16 protein-coding genes are annotated in these 17159 nt (G+C 44.5%); 10 read left to right on the forward strand and 6 right to left on the reverse strand.

Translation table 11 applies throughout. From position 1 onward, the window contains the following. Positions 1 to 487: 487 nt before the first annotated feature. From serC to KTR07_RS12490, 6 genes are all read left to right on the forward strand, one after another. Positions 488 to 1555 (forward strand): 3-phosphoserine/phosphohydroxythreonine transaminase, encoded by a 1068-nt coding sequence (gene serC, locus KTR07_RS12465; protein WP_008763483.1) that lies wholly within the window; start codon positions 488 to 490, stop codon positions 1553 to 1555. 114 nt (positions 1556 to 1669) lie between these two features. Further along, on the forward strand, positions 1670 to 2590 hold the full coding sequence (locus KTR07_RS12470; protein WP_008765870.1) for an NAD(P)-dependent oxidoreductase: 921 nt from the start codon (positions 1670 to 1672) through the stop codon (positions 2588 to 2590). A 157-nt stretch (positions 2591 to 2747) separates the two neighbouring features. Beyond that, a complete protein-coding gene (locus KTR07_RS12475; protein ID WP_008763485.1) occupies positions 2748 to 3995 on the forward strand; it encodes a DUF1015 domain-containing protein in 1248 nt (415 codons plus the stop codon). Between the two features lie 255 nt (positions 3996 to 4250). After that, complete coding sequence (locus KTR07_RS12480) at positions 4251 to 4859, forward strand: YigZ family protein (protein ID WP_008765869.1); 609 nt, start codon at positions 4251 to 4253, stop codon at positions 4857 to 4859. A 21-nt stretch (positions 4860 to 4880) separates the two neighbouring features. Further along, positions 4881 to 5966: an HpaII family restriction endonuclease gene (locus KTR07_RS12485; RefSeq protein WP_008763487.1), complete on the forward strand. Its 1086-nt coding sequence runs from the start codon at positions 4881 to 4883 to the stop codon at positions 5964 to 5966. Between the two features lie 42 nt (positions 5967 to 6008). Further along, entirely contained in the window at positions 6009 to 6578 is a 570-nt protein-coding gene (locus KTR07_RS12490; protein ID WP_008763488.1) for a nitroreductase, read from the forward strand. Positions 6579 to 6780: 202 nt separating this feature from the next. Here the strand turns inward: KTR07_RS12490 and gcvP are convergent, their stop codons facing one another. The 4 genes from gcvP to KTR07_RS12510 all read right to left on the reverse strand — a co-directional run bounded on the left by gcvP (position 6781) and on the right by KTR07_RS12510 (position 11998). Beyond that, on the reverse strand, positions 6781 to 9630 hold the full coding sequence (gcvP, locus tag KTR07_RS12495; RefSeq protein WP_113748516.1) for an aminomethyl-transferring glycine dehydrogenase: 2850 nt from the start codon (positions 9628 to 9630) through the stop codon (positions 6781 to 6783). A 122-nt stretch (positions 9631 to 9752) separates the two neighbouring features. Further along, complete coding sequence (locus KTR07_RS12500; RefSeq protein ID WP_008763490.1) at positions 9753 to 10391, reverse strand: MBL fold metallo-hydrolase; 639 nt, start codon at positions 10389 to 10391, stop codon at positions 9753 to 9755. Positions 10392 to 10412: 21 nt separating this feature from the next. After that, positions 10413 to 11033 carry a 16S rRNA (guanine(527)-N(7))-methyltransferase RsmG gene (gene rsmG / locus KTR07_RS12505; protein ID WP_022471109.1) on the reverse strand — a complete coding sequence of 207 codons (621 nt, stop codon included), beginning with the start codon at positions 11031 to 11033 and terminating at the stop codon, positions 10413 to 10415. 113 nt (positions 11034 to 11146) lie between these two features. Further along, positions 11147 to 11998, reverse strand: coding sequence for a DUF3298 and DUF4163 domain-containing protein (locus KTR07_RS12510; protein ID WP_016267722.1), 852 nt, complete (start codon positions 11996 to 11998; stop codon positions 11147 to 11149). 224 nt (positions 11999 to 12222) lie between these two features. On the opposite strand from KTR07_RS12510, the gene KTR07_RS12515 reads away from it, so the two are divergent. Together KTR07_RS12515 and KTR07_RS12520 are read left to right on the forward strand one after the other, a co-directional pair. After that, positions 12223 to 12456, forward strand: coding sequence for a YecH family metal-binding protein (locus KTR07_RS12515; protein WP_008763492.1), 234 nt, complete (start codon positions 12223 to 12225; stop codon positions 12454 to 12456). Positions 12457 to 12650: 194 nt separating this feature from the next. Then, positions 12651 to 13157, forward strand: coding sequence for a hypothetical protein (locus KTR07_RS12520; protein ID WP_016267721.1), 507 nt, complete (start codon positions 12651 to 12653; stop codon positions 13155 to 13157). Positions 13158 to 13166: 9 nt separating this feature from the next. Here KTR07_RS12520 and KTR07_RS12525 read toward each other — a convergent pair whose 3' ends face one another. Continuing rightward, positions 13167 to 14090, reverse strand: a complete 924-nt coding sequence (locus tag KTR07_RS12525; protein WP_008763494.1) for a cation diffusion facilitator family transporter — start codon at positions 14088 to 14090, stop codon at positions 13167 to 13169. Between the two features lie 4 nt (positions 14091 to 14094). Then, a complete protein-coding gene (locus tag KTR07_RS12530) occupies positions 14095 to 14274 on the reverse strand; it encodes a hypothetical protein (protein WP_008765862.1) in 180 nt (59 codons plus the stop codon). Between the two features lie 125 nt (positions 14275 to 14399). Between KTR07_RS12530 and KTR07_RS12535 the strand changes: the two genes are divergently transcribed. Both KTR07_RS12535 and KTR07_RS12540 read left to right on the forward strand, forming a co-directional pair. After that, positions 14400 to 14798, forward strand: a complete 399-nt coding sequence (locus KTR07_RS12535; RefSeq protein ID WP_011107631.1) for a hypothetical protein — start codon at positions 14400 to 14402, stop codon at positions 14796 to 14798. A gap of 135 nt (positions 14799 to 14933) precedes the next feature. Then, on the forward strand, positions 14934 to 17153 hold the full coding sequence (locus tag KTR07_RS12540) for a TonB-dependent receptor (protein WP_217315426.1): 2220 nt from the start codon (positions 14934 to 14936) through the stop codon (positions 17151 to 17153). The last annotated feature ends 6 nt before the right edge of the window (positions 17154 to 17159 follow it).

The raw sequence follows: 17159 nt of genomic DNA on the forward strand, positions 1-17159 counted from the left end.
ATGATCGGCTTTGTCATTACAAATAATATCACTTTTCTGAAGTGGGAGATATCTTCCCCGGATGACAGAGTAAAATGATAGTAGAAAAATATTTCTGTGACAGTCTCCATTTCTTTTCTTTTAGGAAGGTATTGGAGACTCCTTTCTTTCTGACTTATTTTTATAATTTTAGTCTCGTCGCTTGTTAGGGTGAGAAATCCTCGTTTTTCTCTGTCTTTCTTAATAAATATTCATTTTATAACCGTTTTCCTTTCACTCTATAACCGATTATTTCCCACAGGTTATATTTTCACCTTTTATCCCTTGCTTGATATGTATGGATAACAATATGGTGTATATATCTTGTATAAACCAATAAAAAGAAAGAGAAATCTGCTTTAGAACAGTATTTTTATAAGGAAAGATTTGTGCACCGGAAATAAATTCGTAAATTCGCAAGGTCAAAAGACATAAACTAACGAAATGTTAAACCAAAAACAAACTTCAAATGAAAAAGCATAATTTCAATGCAGGACCTTCCATTCTTCCGCGTGAGGTGATAGAGGATACAGCGAAGGCTATTTTAGATTTCAACGGCTCTGGTCTCTCCCTGATGGAAATCAGTCACCGTGCCAAAGACTTCCAACCTGTGGTTGACGAAGCAGAGGCATTATTCAAGGAATTACTCAATATCCCCGAAGGTTATTCGGTACTGTTCCTTGGTGGTGGTGCTAGTATGGAGTTCTGCATGGTACCTTTCAACTTCCTTGAAAAAAAGGCTGCTTATCTGAATACAGGTGTGTGGGCAAAGAAAGCGATGAAAGAAGCTAAGGGGTTTGGTGAAGTCGTAGAAGTTGCTTCTTCCGCTGAAGCTACATATACTTACATCCCGAAAGATTACACAATTCCTGCTGACGCAGATTATTTCCACATAACTACCAATAACACGATTTACGGTACAGAATTAAAAGAAGATCTCAACTCTCCGGTTCCGATGGTTGCCGATATGTCTTCTGATATTTTCTCTCGTCCGATCGACGTTTCCAAATATATCTGTATCTATGGTGGTGCGCAGAAAAATCTGGCTCCTGCCGGTGTTACATTCGTTATCGTGAAGAATGATGCGGTAGGTAAAGTTTCTCGTTACATCCCGTCAATGCTAAACTATCAGACTCATATCGATAACGGTTCTATGTTCAACACTCCTCCGGTAGTGCCTATCTATGCTGCACTGTTGAACCTGCGTTGGATTAAGGCACAGGGTGGTGTGAAAGAAATGGAACGTCGTGCTATCGAAAAGGCTGATATGCTGTACGCTGAAATCGACCGTAACAAACTGTTCGTAGGTACTGCTGCCAAAGAAGACCGTTCACGCATGAACATCTGTTTCGTGATGGCTCCCGAATACAAGGATCTGGAAGCTGACTTCATGAAGTTCGCTACAGAAAAAGGTATGGTAGGTATCAAAGGACATCGTTCAGTGGGTGGTTTCCGTGCATCTTGCTACAATGCTCTGCCGAAAGAAAGTGTACAAGCTTTGATCGACTGCATGCAGGAATTTGAAAAACTTCATTAATAATATAAATAGAGTCACCACAGATTGCACGGATTTACACTGAAATCTTATTGAATATAGTGTGTAGGCCGGTGAAGTCTGTGGTGAATCTTTTTTAAAAGATACAGATAAATTATGAAAGTACTTGTAGCTACTGAAAAACCGTTTGCCAAAGTTGCTGTAGACGGTATCCGTAAAGAAATCGAAGCAGCCGGATATGAGCTTGCTTTGCTGGAGAAATATACCGATAAAGCACAGTTGCTGGATGCAGTGAAAGATGCTAATGCTATCATTATCCGTAGTGATATTATTGATGCAGAGGTGCTGGATGCTGCTAAAGAACTGAAGATTGTAGTTCGTGCTGGTGCCGGATACGATAATGTAGACCTGGCTGCCGCTACCGCTCACAATGTTTGCGTGATGAATACTCCGGGACAGAACTCCAATGCTGTTGCCGAACTGGCTTTGGGCATGATGGTATACGCCGTTCGTAACTTCTATAACGGTACTTCCGGTACAGAATTGATGGGCAAGAAACTGGGTATCCATGCATACGGAAACGTTGGTCGTAACGTTGCCCGTGTAGCTAAAGGCTTCGGAATGGAAGTGTACGCTTACGACGCTTTCTGCCCGAAAGAAGTGATCGAAAAAGATGGCGTGAAGGCACTTGACTCTGCAGAAGAACTGTACAAGACTTGTCAGGTAGTGTCTCTTCATATCCCGGCAACTGCTGAAACGAAGAACTCTATCAACTACGCTCTGCTGAAAGATATGCCGAAAGGCGCTATGCTGGTGAACACTGCCCGTAAGGAAGTGATCAACGAAGCCGAGCTGATCAAATTGATGGAAGACCGTGCTGACTTCAAGTATATGACAGATATCATGCCTGCTGCTAATGCGGAATTTGCTGAGAAGTTCGCAGGACGTTATTTCTCTACTCCGAAGAAGATGGGTGCACAGACTGCCGAAGCGAATATCAATGCCGGTATTGCTGCTGCTCAACAGATTGTCGGTTTCCTGAAAGACGGCTGTGAGAAGTTCAGAGTAAACAAATAATGAGATGAATCGTAAGACTGCTTATCGTTGCTCAGTCACTTATTTGATGATAGGTGCTGGTCATTAAGCAGTATATTTAGAAATATGTTATCAGATTTCGCCCTCGGCTTTTGCGAGGGCGTATCTGTTCTACTAATCTTAAAACATACCATGACTTATGGCTATTATCAAACCTTTTAAAGGCGTTCGCCCTCCACAAGACCTGGTTGAACAGGTTGCTTCCCGTCCTTACGATGTATTAAACTCAGAAGAAGCGCGTACAGAAGCAGCTGGAAATGAAAAATCCCTTTATCATATCATTAAGCCCGAGATTGACTTTCCTGTTGGTACGGATGAACACGATGAACGTGTTTATGAGAAAGCTGCCGAAAACTTCCGGCTGTTTCAGGATAAAGGCTGGTTAGTGCAGGATGCAAAGGAAAACTATTACATCTATGCCCAGACCATGAACGGGAAAACTCAGTATGGACTGGTAGTAGGCGCTTATGTTCCTGACTATATGAACGGTATCATCAAGAAGCATGAGCTTACCCGTCGTGATAAGGAAGAAGACCGTATGAAGCACGTTCGTGTGAACAATGCGAATATCGAACCTGTATTCTTTGCCTATCCCGATAATGCGAAATTGGATACAATCATTCGGAAATACACTGCCGAAAAGCCTGTTTACGACTTTATCGCTCCGGGTGATGGCTTCGGACATACTTTCTGGATTGTTGACCAGGACGAAGATATCGCTGCAATTACTGCGGAATTTGCTAAAATGCCGGCATTATATATTGCCGACGGGCATCATCGTTCCGCTGCTGCTGCTCTTGTAGGTGCCGAGAAAGCAAAGCAAAACGCGAACCATCGTGGCGATGAAGAGTATAACTATTTCATGGCTGTATGTTTCCCTGCCAATCAATTGACTATCATCGACTATAACCGTGTAGTAAAAGACCTCAACGGGCTGACTCCCGAACAATTTCTTGCTGCATTGGATAAGAATTTTGTTGTAGAAGAAAAGGGTACAGATATCTATAAACCGTCCGGTTTGCACAATTTCTCCCTCTATCTTGGCGACAAGTGGTATAGTCTGACGGCAAAGGCAGGTACATACAATGACAATGATCCTATCGGCGTGCTTGACGTTACTATTTCTTCCAATCTGATTTTAGATGAGATTTTAGGAATTAAAGACCTCCGTTCGGATAAGCGTATTGACTTTGTAGGCGGTATCCGCGGTTTGGGAGAATTGAAGAAGCGTGTTGACAGTGGAGAAATGAAAGTAGCTCTGGCTCTTTATCCCGTATCCATGAAGCAATTGATGGATATTGCCGATACTGGCAACATTATGCCTCCCAAAACGACTTGGTTTGAACCGAAACTTCGTTCAGGACTGGTTATCCATAAGTTGGATTAAGACATATTCTATATAGAAAATAGAGCGGTCAATCTCTCACAATCAACAGGACATTTGTGAGAGATTGACCGCTTGTTTTTGTATAAATGACCGCCCGATTCCGTTAAAACGACCACCCGACTACCTCCAATTGACTGCTTGATTGCACCCCATCGACCGTTTGATTGCATGAAATGAAGCGCTCGTTTCAATGAGAAGCTCTAATATTTTCGAACAGCAGATGGAATTTCGTCAAGAAAGCCGTATCTTTGCGGCATGACTGCTGAAGATACTTATAAAACTATCGTCGAACCTTCCGAAGGTATTTATACAGAAAAGCGAAGCAAGTTTATTGCCATCGCCTTGCCTGTGCGTACCCTTGATGAGATAAAAGCGCATCTTGAAACGTATCAGAAGAAGTATTATGATGCACGGCACGTGTGCTATGCTTATATGTTAGGTGCAGCGCGAAAGGATTTTCGAGCCAATGATAACGGTGAACCTTCGGGAACGGCGGGAAAGCCCATTCTCGGGCAAATTAACTCTAATGAACTGACTGATATTCTGATTATTGTAGTCCGTTATTTCGGTGGAATCAAGTTAGGAACGAGCGGACTGATTGTAGCTTATAAAGCAGCTGCTGCCGAAGCAATATCTGCCGCTACCATTATAGAAAAAACGGTAGATGAAGAAGTGACCGTAATGTTTGAATATCCTTTTATGAACGATATCATGCGTATTGTAAAGGAGGAAGAACCGGAAATTCTCAGCCAATCGTACGATATGGATTGCAGCATGACGTTGTGTATTCGTCGTTCCATGATGCCCAAACTGCGTGCACGATTGGAGAAAGTGGAGACCGCAAGGATTCTTGATGAAGAGTAAAATAAAGAAAAACAAGAATATATGGCATTTGAAGCAACAAAAAGAGAATGGTGTGAACTGTATACTTTCTTCCGTCTGCTGACAGAAGGAAAAGTAACGTTGGGAACGGCTAAAGCGAAGAAAGGAGAGATCAACTGGCCTATCGCAATGATTCAACGGGAGGAACATGACGGAACGCGCTGCTACTATATAGAAAAAGAGATGGTCCGCATCAAAGGAGAAAACAGTGAGAAATCCGTTCCTCGGGAAGATTTCGGGATTGTGGCAGATTTGATTTTGCAGGCTGTCAAGTCCTCTTCGGAGGATGAAGTCGCTTCTCCGGATGGGGTGGAAGAGTTTTTGGATGAAGTCGCAATTTTCGATCTGGAAGCGAAGACGGAAGATCGTACCGATTTTTATATTGCCTTCTGGCATCCGGAGGCACCGTTGAGCGGGTTCAGCGTTCGTTCGCGATTGGGTGCTATGAATCCGCTGTTGGACGGAGGCCGTGCGGCTAACTTGAAACTGGAACAGAGCGGAGTCAAATTTGCAACACCTACGGTGAATAAGATTAATGCGTTGCCGGAAGCCCCTAATGAAGTAGCAGAACGAATGTTGCTGATTGAGCGCTTGGGTGGTGTACTCAAATACTCGGACGTGGCAGATCGGGTATTCCGTAGCAATCTTTTAATGATTGACTTACACTTTCCTCGTGTGCTGACAGAAATGGTGCGCATCATGCACTTGGACGACATCACCCGTATCAGTGAACTGACGGAAGTAATCAAACAGATGAACCCGTTGAAAATAAAAGATGAATTGGTAAACAAACATGGTTTCTATGAGTTTAAAGTGAAGCAATTCCTGATGGCATTAGCCTTGGGTATGCGTCCGGCAAAGATATATACTGGACAGGATTCGGCTGTTGAAGGTATCCTGTTGATGGATGGGAGTGGGGAAGTTCTTTGCTATCACAAGTCAGAGAAACCGGTTATGGAGGACTTCCTGTTCCTGAATACCCGTTTGGAGAAAGGTTCTCTGGATAAGGACAAATACGGCTTTTTGGAAAGAGAGAACGGTACGTATTACTTCAAACTGAATGCAAAGATCGGATTGGTAAAACGATAAATGCAAGTGGTGAACGAGTTGTAAGTATAGTAAATATAGTATATGAAAACGAATGAAGTTTTAGAAAATATCAAAGCACGTCGTAGTGTACGGGCTTATACTGACCGGCAAGTTTCGGAAGAAGACTTACAGGCTATTCTGGAAGCTGCCACTTTTGCACCCAGTGGGATGCATTTGGAGACATGGCATTTTACCGCTATTCAGAATGCAGATAAACTGGCAGAATTGAATGAACGGATTAAAGGCGCTTTTGCTAAAAGCGATGAACCGAAATTACAGGAACGTGGTCATAGCAAGGCGTATTGCTGTTATTATCATGCCCCGACTTTGGTGATCGTGTCCAACGAACCCACTCAATGGTGGGCCGGCATGGATTGTGCCTGCGCGATTGAGAATATGTTTTTGGCTGCCCATTCTCTGGGAATCGGATCTTGCTGGATCAATCAGTTGGGTACGACTTGCGATGATCCCGAAGTTCGTGAATTTATAAGCTCTTTGGGTGTACCGGAGAATCATAAAGTATATGGCTGTGTAGCTTTAGGATATGCTGATCCTAAAATCTCACTAAGGGAGAAAATGCTAAAAGCCGGAACAGTGACTGTTGTCAGATAGAACCAGACTATGTTTTCGACAAACATGGAATGGAATGAAGAGCAGCATGATAACCGTAAGGTTTCGGAGTCGCTTCTTATGTTCATTTAGCTCGGTGCTTATTGGAATACGCTCGGTGCTTAACAAAGGTAAGCCCGGAGCTCACATCTGCTGAGCTCCGGGCTTATTTTTTCATGTACGGATTTCCTTTGAAAGCTTCTTCTTATTCGAACGTTCCGTAGCGGGTCGGCAATAATTTCCGGTCTCCCAACGTATTGTCTACGCGAGCCACATTCACCCAGAACTTATTCTCACGCACGCTTTCTATCGGATACGCTGCTTTCTCACGTGTGTAGGAATGTTCCCAGTTATCATTCACAATTTCATATTCCGGATGCGGGGCGTTGACTAATACATTATCATTCTTATCCGCTTCTTCGTTTTTCACTTCCTGGATTTCTTTCCATATATTCAGCATGACGTCTATAAAGTTGTTCAACTCCGCCAGGCTTTCGCTTTCAGTAGGTTCAATCATCAATGTGCCGTGAACAGGGAAGGAGAGAGTCGGTGCATGATAGCCGTAGTCCATCAGACGCTTCGCGATGTCATTTTCTGAGATACCCGTTTCTTCATGTACCTTGCGGCATTCCAGAATCATTTCATGTCCGACGAAACCGGTAGCTCCCCGATAAACAATACCGTAAGTATCTTTTAGACAGGCAGCCAGATAGTTGGCATTGAGAATGGCTATTTTAGTAGCCTGAGTCAAGCCTTCGGTACCCATCATCCGGATGTAGCCGTATGTGATAGGCAAGATACCCGCACTGCCGAACGGAGCTGCGGAAACCTGATTTTGCGTACTGCCGAAGATCGAATGTCCCGGCAAGAATGGAACCAGATGCTCAGCTACACAGATAGGGCCTACACCCGGACCGCCGCCGCCATGTGGTGAAGCAAACGTCTTGTGCAAATTCAAGTGACAAACGTCTGCACCTATAAATCCCGGATTGGTCAATCCTACCTGTGCATTCATGTTGGCACCATCCATATATACTTGTGCGCCACAAGAGTGGATGATTTCACAGATTTCCTTTATTTCCGTCTCGAAGATACCATGCGTTGACGGATAGGTGATCATCAGTGCAGCCAGTGCTTCCTTGTTCTCTTCGGCTTTGGCACGCAGGTCGCCCATATCTACGTTTCCTTGCTCGTCGCAAGCGCAGGTGACGGTTTCAAATCCGGCTTGTATGGCAGATGCAGGATTCGTACCGTGTGCCGAAGCCGGAATCAATATTTTGTTGCGATGTCCTTGACCAATACTTTCAAGATACGCACGGATAACTCGCAGACCGGCATATTCTCCCGCAGCACCCGAGTTCGGCTGCAGGCTGACACCTGCAAATCCGGTAATAACCTTCAAGTCCTCGCTCAAATTGCTGATCAATTCACGATATCCTTCCGCCTGATCTTCCGGCACCAACGGATGCATGCTCATAAACTCCGGACGGCTTAAAGGAAGCATTTCAGCGGCTGCGTTGAGCTTCATCGTACACGATCCGAGGGAAATCATGGACTGGGCCAATGAAATATCCTTCCGATCCAGACGTTTGATGTAGCGCATCATTTCCGTTTCCGTATGATAGTTGGAGAACACCTCGTGCGTGAGGAAAGGCGTGGTGCGTTTCAGTGCTTTGTCAATATTGCTCTTTTCCGGCACGTCCTCTACCTTCTGATAATCTTTCCCGGCGGCAATGGCGAAGATGGAAAGCAACACGTTCGTAGCTGTTACGTCTGTCGTTTCATCGATGCTGAAACCTACGTCTCCGTTCTCGTAATAGCGCAGGTTCACTTCCTTGCTTAGTGCGATCGTGCGAATCTGCTGCGCCGAAACGTGTTCCGGCAACTCGAAACGTAGCGTATCGAAATATTGTGCATTGACTTGCGTATATCCGAATTTCTTCAATTGCTTGTCGAGGAAGACAGTGATGCTATGAATACGCGAAGCAATCGTTCTGATTCCTTCCTGTCCGTGATATACAGCGTAGAAACCTGCCATCGTAGCGAGTAATGCCTGAGCCGTGCAAATATTGGAAGTGGCTTTTTCGCGTTTGATATGCTGTTCGCGTGTCTGCAAAGCCATTCGGTAGCAGAGTTTGCCGTATTTGTCTTTGGACCATCCGATGATGCGTCCCGGCATGTTCCGCTTGTACTCGTCACGTGTAGCGAAGTAGGCTGCCGAAGGGCCACCGTAAAACATTGGTGTACCCAGACGTTGTGTTGTACCGAATACGATATCCGCTCCCCATTCTCCCGGAGGAGTCAGCAGGGCAAGACTCAGAATGTCAGCGGCAACGGCAACTTTGCAGTCTGCTTCATGTGCCTTTTTTGTGAAGTCGGCATAGTCTTCCACATTACCGCTGGAGTTAGGATATTGCAGGATGCAGGCGAAGATTTCCGGTGAGGGTTCAAACTCTTTATATTTGCCTGTGCGCAATTCGATGCCTTGTGGAATGGCACGTGTGGTCATTACTGCCAAGGTCTGCGGGAAGATGTTTTCGTCCACAAAGACTATGTTGGCACCTGCTTTCTGTTGGGCACGCGAACGCAGAGCATACATCATGGTTACGGCTTCGGCGGCGGCAGTCGCTTCATCCAGCAGTGAGCAGTTGGCGAGCGGCATAGCGGTGAGGTCACAGACGGCAGTCTGGAAATTCATCAACGCTTCCAGTCTTCCTTGCGACACTTCTGTCTGATAAGGCGTGTAAGAAGTATACCATACGGGATTTTCGAATACATTCCGTTGGATAACGGCAGGAGTAATCGTATTATACCACCCCAATCCGATGTATGTCGTATACAGTTTGTTTTTACTTGCCAGGTCGGCAATGTGTTTTCCAAATTCGTATTCCGTCAACGGCTTGGCCAGTGCCAGCGGTTCCTTCAGTCGGATGTTGGCAGGGATGGTTTTGTTGATCAGTTCATCCAGTGAGTCTACGCCTATTTTGCGGAGCATCACAGCTGTGTCTTCTTCATTGATGCCGATGTGACGGCTAGCTAACAAATCTGTTTTCATAATTTATGGGGGATGTTTTTAAGTAATAGATAATAAGTAATAAGTAATATCCATGCGGATAAATATACTGGCAGCTACGATTATTACCTGTTACTTATTACCTATTACTTGTATTCTTTTTTTTATCTGAAAAATGGATTCTCTGCCTTCTCCATTCCGATGGTCGTTGGCGCACCGTGTCCGGGGTATACGACTGTCTCGTTGGGAAGTACGAATAAACGGCTGCAAATATGATCGATCAGTTCGTCGAAGTTGCCACCCGACAGATCGGCACGACCGATGCTGCCTTGAAACAATACGTCGCCGGAGAACATGCAGTTTTCTTCCTTGCAATAATACACCAGGCTACCGGGCGAATGTCCGGGGACATGGATTGCTTCCAGTTTGGTGTGTCCGAAAGTGATGATATCTCCGTCATGCAGATATTTCCCCAACGGAACCGGTTCTTCCTGCAATTGGAAGCCGAACATACGGCTCTGTTTCGGAGCTTCATCGATCCAGAACTCATCCGCCTTATTGGCTTCTGCCGACAGACCGAACTCTTTCAGCATAAACGGATTGCCGAAGATGTGATCCAGATGTAAGTGAGTATTCAGCAGATGTTTCACTGTTAACTCATTGGTGAGGATGAACTTCTTTAGTGCTTGTTTTTCCTCTTCGTAGAAGCAGCCCGGATCGATGACAACCGCCTCTTTTGTGTCATCCCATAAAACGTAGCAATTTACGGGAAACATATTAAACTCAAATCTCTTTATTTTCATGGTTTTGATAACTCCTGATTCCTATATTTGTGAATATACTACCTTCTTTGTTTCAAAGAACTCTTCCTCGAAGTTTTCGCTCAGGCTGTGGATGACTGTTTTATGCTTGAACGGCATCGTTTCATGCTCCAGTTCGCCTCCTTTGAGACAGATCAGTCCGTTGGGCAAAGCATTCTGCTGTTTGGGGGAAATGTTCTTTTTGATGATCTTGATCAGATCCGCCAAAGGCATTACGGCACGGCTCACGACGAAATCGAACTGTTGTTTTTCCTCTTCGGCACGGGCATGACGGAAAGTGACGTTTTTCAGTCCGATGGCATTGGCCACTTCTGTCGCCACACGTACTTTCTTGCCGATGCTGTCTACCAGATGAAACTTGGTTTCGGGGAACAGGATGGCGAGCGGAATGCCGGGAAATCCTCCTCCTGTACCCAAATCCATGACCTTGGTTCCGGGACGGAATTGAATCACTTTGGCGATGCCTAATGAATGGAGCACATGATGCTCGTACAGATTTTCGATGTCTTTGCGGGAGATAACGTTGATTTTCGCATTCCAGTCGATGTAGAGGTCGTATAGAGCGGCGAATTGTTTACGCTGCTCTTCCGTCAGATCCGGAAAATATTTCAGTATGATTTCCACTTTAAGTATTTTGAATGGTGAATTTCGATTTATAAGTGAAATGAATATCCTTCTGCATCACACGGGGCAATAACAACAGGATATTCATTGGTGTTCAATCTTTTAATAGCTGTTTAATCTTTCAGGTCTCCAAGAATTGGGTTGCTGCCCAGCAGATGTTCCATCATAGAGTATGGAATGGTAACTTTGACAGGTCCCATCGAGTACGGTGTGATGTCGTATATATTATAGTAGAAGGTGATACCTTCTTTACTCAGATAGAAGTTCTCTGTCGGGGCGATGTCTCCGGTCGAAGCATATCCCATGTCTTCCAGCGCTTCGTGAGTAGTTACTTTGTTGTCAGCCATCAGCTGGTTCCAGATCAGATCCGTCAGGGCTTCCTGGAAGTCGCCTACAAAAATATCATCGAGGCGGAGCGGACGCATCAGAGTGAGATCCATGTTCAGGAAAGTCGACATATACATACCGTGTGCGCCTCCGGTATATTCGTTGTAGTCAACGCGATATACTAGCAGGTCTTTCTCATAAAGTTGCACGTGGCTTTCGATGCTCTTGTAATAGGAGTACCATGCGCCTACCACTGCATCGCTTTCTTTATTCTTTTCGTCTTCGGCGTACATCGGCTCTTGGTCGTGGCGATACTCGTCAATGTAATTCTTGGCGTATTGCTTCACTACCGCTTCTGGCTTTTCGCCGATATATTTGTCTCCGAAGCAGACGGAGATGAAGTAAGCGTTCAGACTGTCTTTCAGCATCTCGTCCGACGACTTGACGGGATAGGCGAAGTTGATGATAATATTGCACGCGGGTTTGGCGGTGTCATTAAAGAGGTGTGCCGTCTCGTTAACCTGTATACTATCGAATTGTAATGCTCCCGTGTTTTTGTTCATCTTGTCATGACAAGAAAACAAAAAGCCGCTTACCGAAAGTATAACCGCAAGCAGACTGACATATTGTTTTTTCATACTCGTTTTTTCTATAAATTCAACATTGATCATATCTATCACTATCGACAAATATAAATGAAATTACCGAATACTGCGAATAAAAAAGGAAAAATATTCAGCTACTTTCTCCGGCAATGTATATAGGGGATGCCATTGTTAATGATTCTTTTTTTCTTGCTTCTGTATCATATGTTACAGTTTTAATCTGTACGCCGTACTTATCTTTGCAGAAAAAATAGATTATGGAACAGTTACATGCACACGAAGTCCTTCACATGATGGAGGGAAATAGTTATACTGAGGCATCTCTGAGGGCTGCAATTGTAGAGAAGTTTGGCGAACATCAGCGTTTTTATACTTGTTCGGCAGATAATATGGAAGTGGATGAACTGATCGGATTTCTTAAACGAAAAGGGAAGTTCATGCCTGCCGGTGAGGAATTTACGGTCGATATCAGTAAGGTATGCAGTCATTGATTCTCTGTGGCGGACGGTATGATAGATAAGCCAATAGGATAGTTGAGAGAAGAAATGTTAGTAGTCATAGGTTATACCTGTCGTTTTTCATAGATAGGGAAATTCCTATTTGCAAGTAGGAAGAAGTCTTTGCGAAGGGAATTTTCTCATACTACATTTGGGGTATTCAAAAAAACTACTAAACTACACCTATTATGAAAAAGAGTCAGATCCTTATGTCTTTGCTGCTGGTGATATTGCTCAGCAGTTGTTATGCAAGCAGAATTACTTATGAGAATTTGAGTATTATCCAACGTGGGATGTCTTCTAAAGAAGTAATAGCCATTATGGGTAAACCGAGCTATCGAAGTTTTGACGAAGAGAGTGAGATGCTGGAATTTCGTACTTCCGAGTCAAGTATTGCAGGAGTCGTTAATATCTGGTTCGTTGATGACCGGGTGACTAAGATGAAAAGTTATCATACCAATGGCTGTATGGACCGGAACAGAGCCATAGAGGATAAGGAAGAGGAGGAATCTGCAAAGAAGGAAAAGAAAGAAAAAGAAGAAACAAGCGCCCGCATACGTGTGACGATGGACGGAAAGCATATCATACAGACTGGTTCCATCATAGTCACTCCGGATGGAAAGCACGAGACGGTGGTCAGTGATTGTGGTGGAGTAATCATAACAGCTTCGGGGGAGCATATACTTGCTCCTTAATGCCTTCCGTCAATTCACCATACCCTTGTCAATACCAAATTTCTCGTCTGTCTGACATTCGCCGGCAGGTTCCACGTGTACTAAGATATCATAGACATTGTCTATAGAGCTTTTTATGCTTTTCTCCACAGCGTCGGCTATCTGATGGGCCTGTGTGATGGTTATCTGCGGATTTACCTCGATATCGAGGGTAATCATATAAAGATTCCCGATCATTCTTGATCTTACCCGGTGTGGGTTGCTCGCACCGGGAACTGTTTCTACTGCTTCGAATATCTTATTGTACACATTGACATCTTTGACGCCATCCATCAATTCCACATTCGAATCGATGAAAATGCCAATCGAAGATTTTATGATAAAGAGGCTGATGATTAGTCCTGTGATGGAGTCGAGTATAGGCAGTTTGAATATGAACGTGAATATCAGTCCCAGCAGCACACCGGAGGAAATGATAACATCATTGCGCATATTGATGGCATTGGCCGTCAGCATGGAGCTATCTATCTTTTTCCCTTGTTTGTACTGATATAAAGCCAATAGAAGTTTGCCGATAATCGAAAAGATCGTGACGTATATGGCAATGGCTGACGGAATTTCTTTTGCTTCTTCGGAAAAGATACTTCCGATAGATGATATCAACATTTGCACCCCTGCATAGAATATCACAAGCGAAAGAATTTTAGTCGCAATCCCTTCGGCTTTCTCATAGCCGAATACGTACTTCTTGGAAGGCGGCTGGCTGATAATGCGTGCTGTGAAAATCATGACAATGGAGATGATCACATCCGTTGCCGAATCAATACCGTCGCCTAGCACGGCAAGACTGCCGGCCCATAAACCTACGATGATTTTTGATGTGGAAAGTATGGCATTACCAATAGTACTAATCCAGGAAGTTCTGATTAATATCTGCTCTCTTTTAGCTTTCATGTGATTAAGCCTTTGACATTCCGGTTAGTATATAGCTGCCTTTCAAGTTATTTTCTTTCATATAATTGACTACTTCTATCCGGCAAGCTGACATTAAAGCGTATCCTGTTAAGTTCCCGTTTATAGCTTTAATGAACGAATACTCTGTATCGTTGTGGATGAAAGATATACGATGATATTCCATGACATGATGTATTTAAAAGAACTAATATGTGGTCAAATATACGGATAATATCAGTAGTACGAATAAAAATGGAGAATTATTTAATTTGATATTGTTGCCGGAATACCTTATCTTTGTCTCCCGAAATGAAGAGACTAGCCTACATAACAGCAGTGATCCTTTCTCTCCTGATTATCTATTCAGGGGCGGGAGTATCTATTGTTCATTATTGCTGTTCCCGTTGTGAGACTGTGCAGGGCTGTTGTGCCGATGGCTGTCCCAAATGTAAGAAGTCTCATACTTGCGATTCAAAGAAAGATTGTAGAGAAAAGGGCTGTACGGCAACTATCTATAAGCCCGATTTGATGAAGCATATTTCCGAACTGACAGTTTCCGTTCCGGTGATAACACTTTTCTGTGAACAGTATTGTCAGCTATTTGCTTTCACTTCTATAGACCGGACGGTGGACTTTTCCAGTCTTCCTTCTCCGCCATCTCCCTGTCCGAGGCAGAAGCTGGCGTTACATTCCGTTTTTCTGATTTAGCTGTTATTTCATCTTTTTTGTCCGATTGTACTTTGTTTTCAGCCTTTGCAGGGTATGAAAACAAGGAGAATGAATGCAACTCAGTTGCAAGAGAAATGAATTAATTTTGTATCGCAAAACTAAGTCCAAGAAAGAATGAAATATATAATAATGGGACTGTTCTCATTACTTGCAGTTACGACACAAGCGCAGGTGCGGGGAATAGTCAAAGATAATACCGGAGAGCCTGTTCCGGGTGCTAATGTATTCTGGGTGAATACGGGTCAGGGTGTAACTACCAAGGAAGATGGCAGCTTTTCTATCTCCAAACCTTCGAAGAGTCACATGCTGGTAATCAGTTTTATCGGCTTTCAGAATGACACGGTTCATGTCAGCAAGAAGAATCAGGAACTGGATATTACCCTTCGGGAAGGTGTAGAACTGAACGAAGTGAATGTAGTCAGCCGCAGAATGGGAACGATGAAGTTGCGCAGCAGCGTGATGAACGAAGAGATGATAAGCAGTGCCGAATTGAGCAGGGCTGCCTGCTGTAATCTGGGAGAAAGTTTCGTGACCAACCCTTCGGTGGACGTGAGCTATTCGGATGCGGCAACGGGAGCCAAGCAGATCAAACTGCTCGGATTGTCCGGAACTTATGTACAGATGCTCACGGAGAATATCCCGAACTATCGCGGTGCGGCATCTCCTTATGGTCTGGGATATGTCCCCGGTCCGTGGATGCAAAGCATACAGGTTTCCAAAGGAATCTCATCAGTGAAGAATGGTTACGAAGCCATCACGGGACAGATTAATGTAGAGTTCAAAAAGCCGCAGTTGCCGGAGGCCGATTGGGTATCTGCCAATCTTTTCGCAAGCAGTACCAACCGGTATGAGGCGAATGCGGACGCCACCTTAAAGTTGTCAAAACGTTGGAGTACCTCTTTACTGGCGCATTATGAAAACGAAACCAAAGCGCACGACGGCAATGATGACGGCTTCGTGGATATCCCCCAAGTAGAGCAGTATAACGTGTGGAACCGATGGGCCTATATGGGAGATCATTATGTCTTTCAGGCAGGCTTCAAGGCTCTTTCCGAAAGTCGCACTAGCGGGCAGGCACATTATACGGATATGCAGACGGGTGATCTTTATAAAGTAGGAATCGATACCGAACGTTACGAATTTTTCACCAAGAATGCTTATATATTTAATAAGGAGAAGAATACGAATCTGGCACTGATTCTTTCTGCCAGTTGGCACAATCAGGATGCCATGTACGGACGAAAACTATACAATGTAGACCAGACAAATGTGTATGCCTCTTTGATGTTTGAAACAGAGTTTAATAAGCAGAACAGTTTCTCGGCGGGGCTGAGTTTCAACTATGACGCTTATGACCAGCATTATCGGTTGGAGAATCAAACGGAATTGCCGCTCATCAAGGCTTTTGCCAAAGAAGCGGTTCCCGGAGCCTATGCGCAATACACGCTGAATCTGAATGATCAGTGGATGCTGATGGCAGGTCTGCGTGGTGACTATAGCAATGAGCACGGTTTCTTTGTGACTCCCCGTGCACATCTTAAATACAATCCGAATGAGTACGTACACTTCCGCCTCTCTGCCGGAAAAGGTTACCGTACGAATCATGTACTGGCAGAAAATAACTACCTGCTTTCCAGTAGCCGAAAGGTCGAAATAGCGAAAGGACTGGACATGGAAGAAGCATGGAACTATGGTGCCAGTGTATCCACCTACGTACCTGTATTTGGCAAAACGCTGAATATCAATGCCGAATATTATTACACAGACTTCCTGAAGCAAGTCGTGGTGGATATGGACAGTAATCCTCACGAAGTAGCCTTTTACAATTTGGACGGGCGTTCCTATTCGCATGTATTCCAAGTAGAGGCAAGCTATCCTTTTTTTAAAGGATTTACCTTGACGGGAGCTTACCGTCTGACGGATGCTCAGACCACCTACAAAGGTCAGCGGATGGAGAAACCGTTGACCAGCAAATACAAAGGACTGCTGACCGCTTCGTACCAGACTCCACTCGGAATATGGCAGTTTGATGCTACGCTCCAGCTCAATGGCGGAGGAAGAATGCCTTCCCCTTACGAGTTGGCAGACGGTCAGCTATCTTGGGAGCGCCGCTATGGCAGCTTCGAGCAACTGAGTGCCCAGATTACCCGCTATTTCCGCCGCTGGTCTGTCTACATAGGAGGGGAGAACCTGACAAACTTCAAACAGAAGAATCCGATCATTGACGCAGCAAACCCGTGGGGAGGAAACTTCGACTCAACGATGATATGGGGACCTGTGCACGGGGCAAAAGCCTATATCGGAATACGTTTCAATCTGGCAAGAAATGAATAATAACCA

The organism is Bacteroides sp. MSK.20.82, assembly GCF_019052485.1.
GTDB lineage: Bacteria > Bacteroidota > Bacteroidia > Bacteroidales > Bacteroidaceae > Bacteroides > Bacteroides thetaiotaomicron.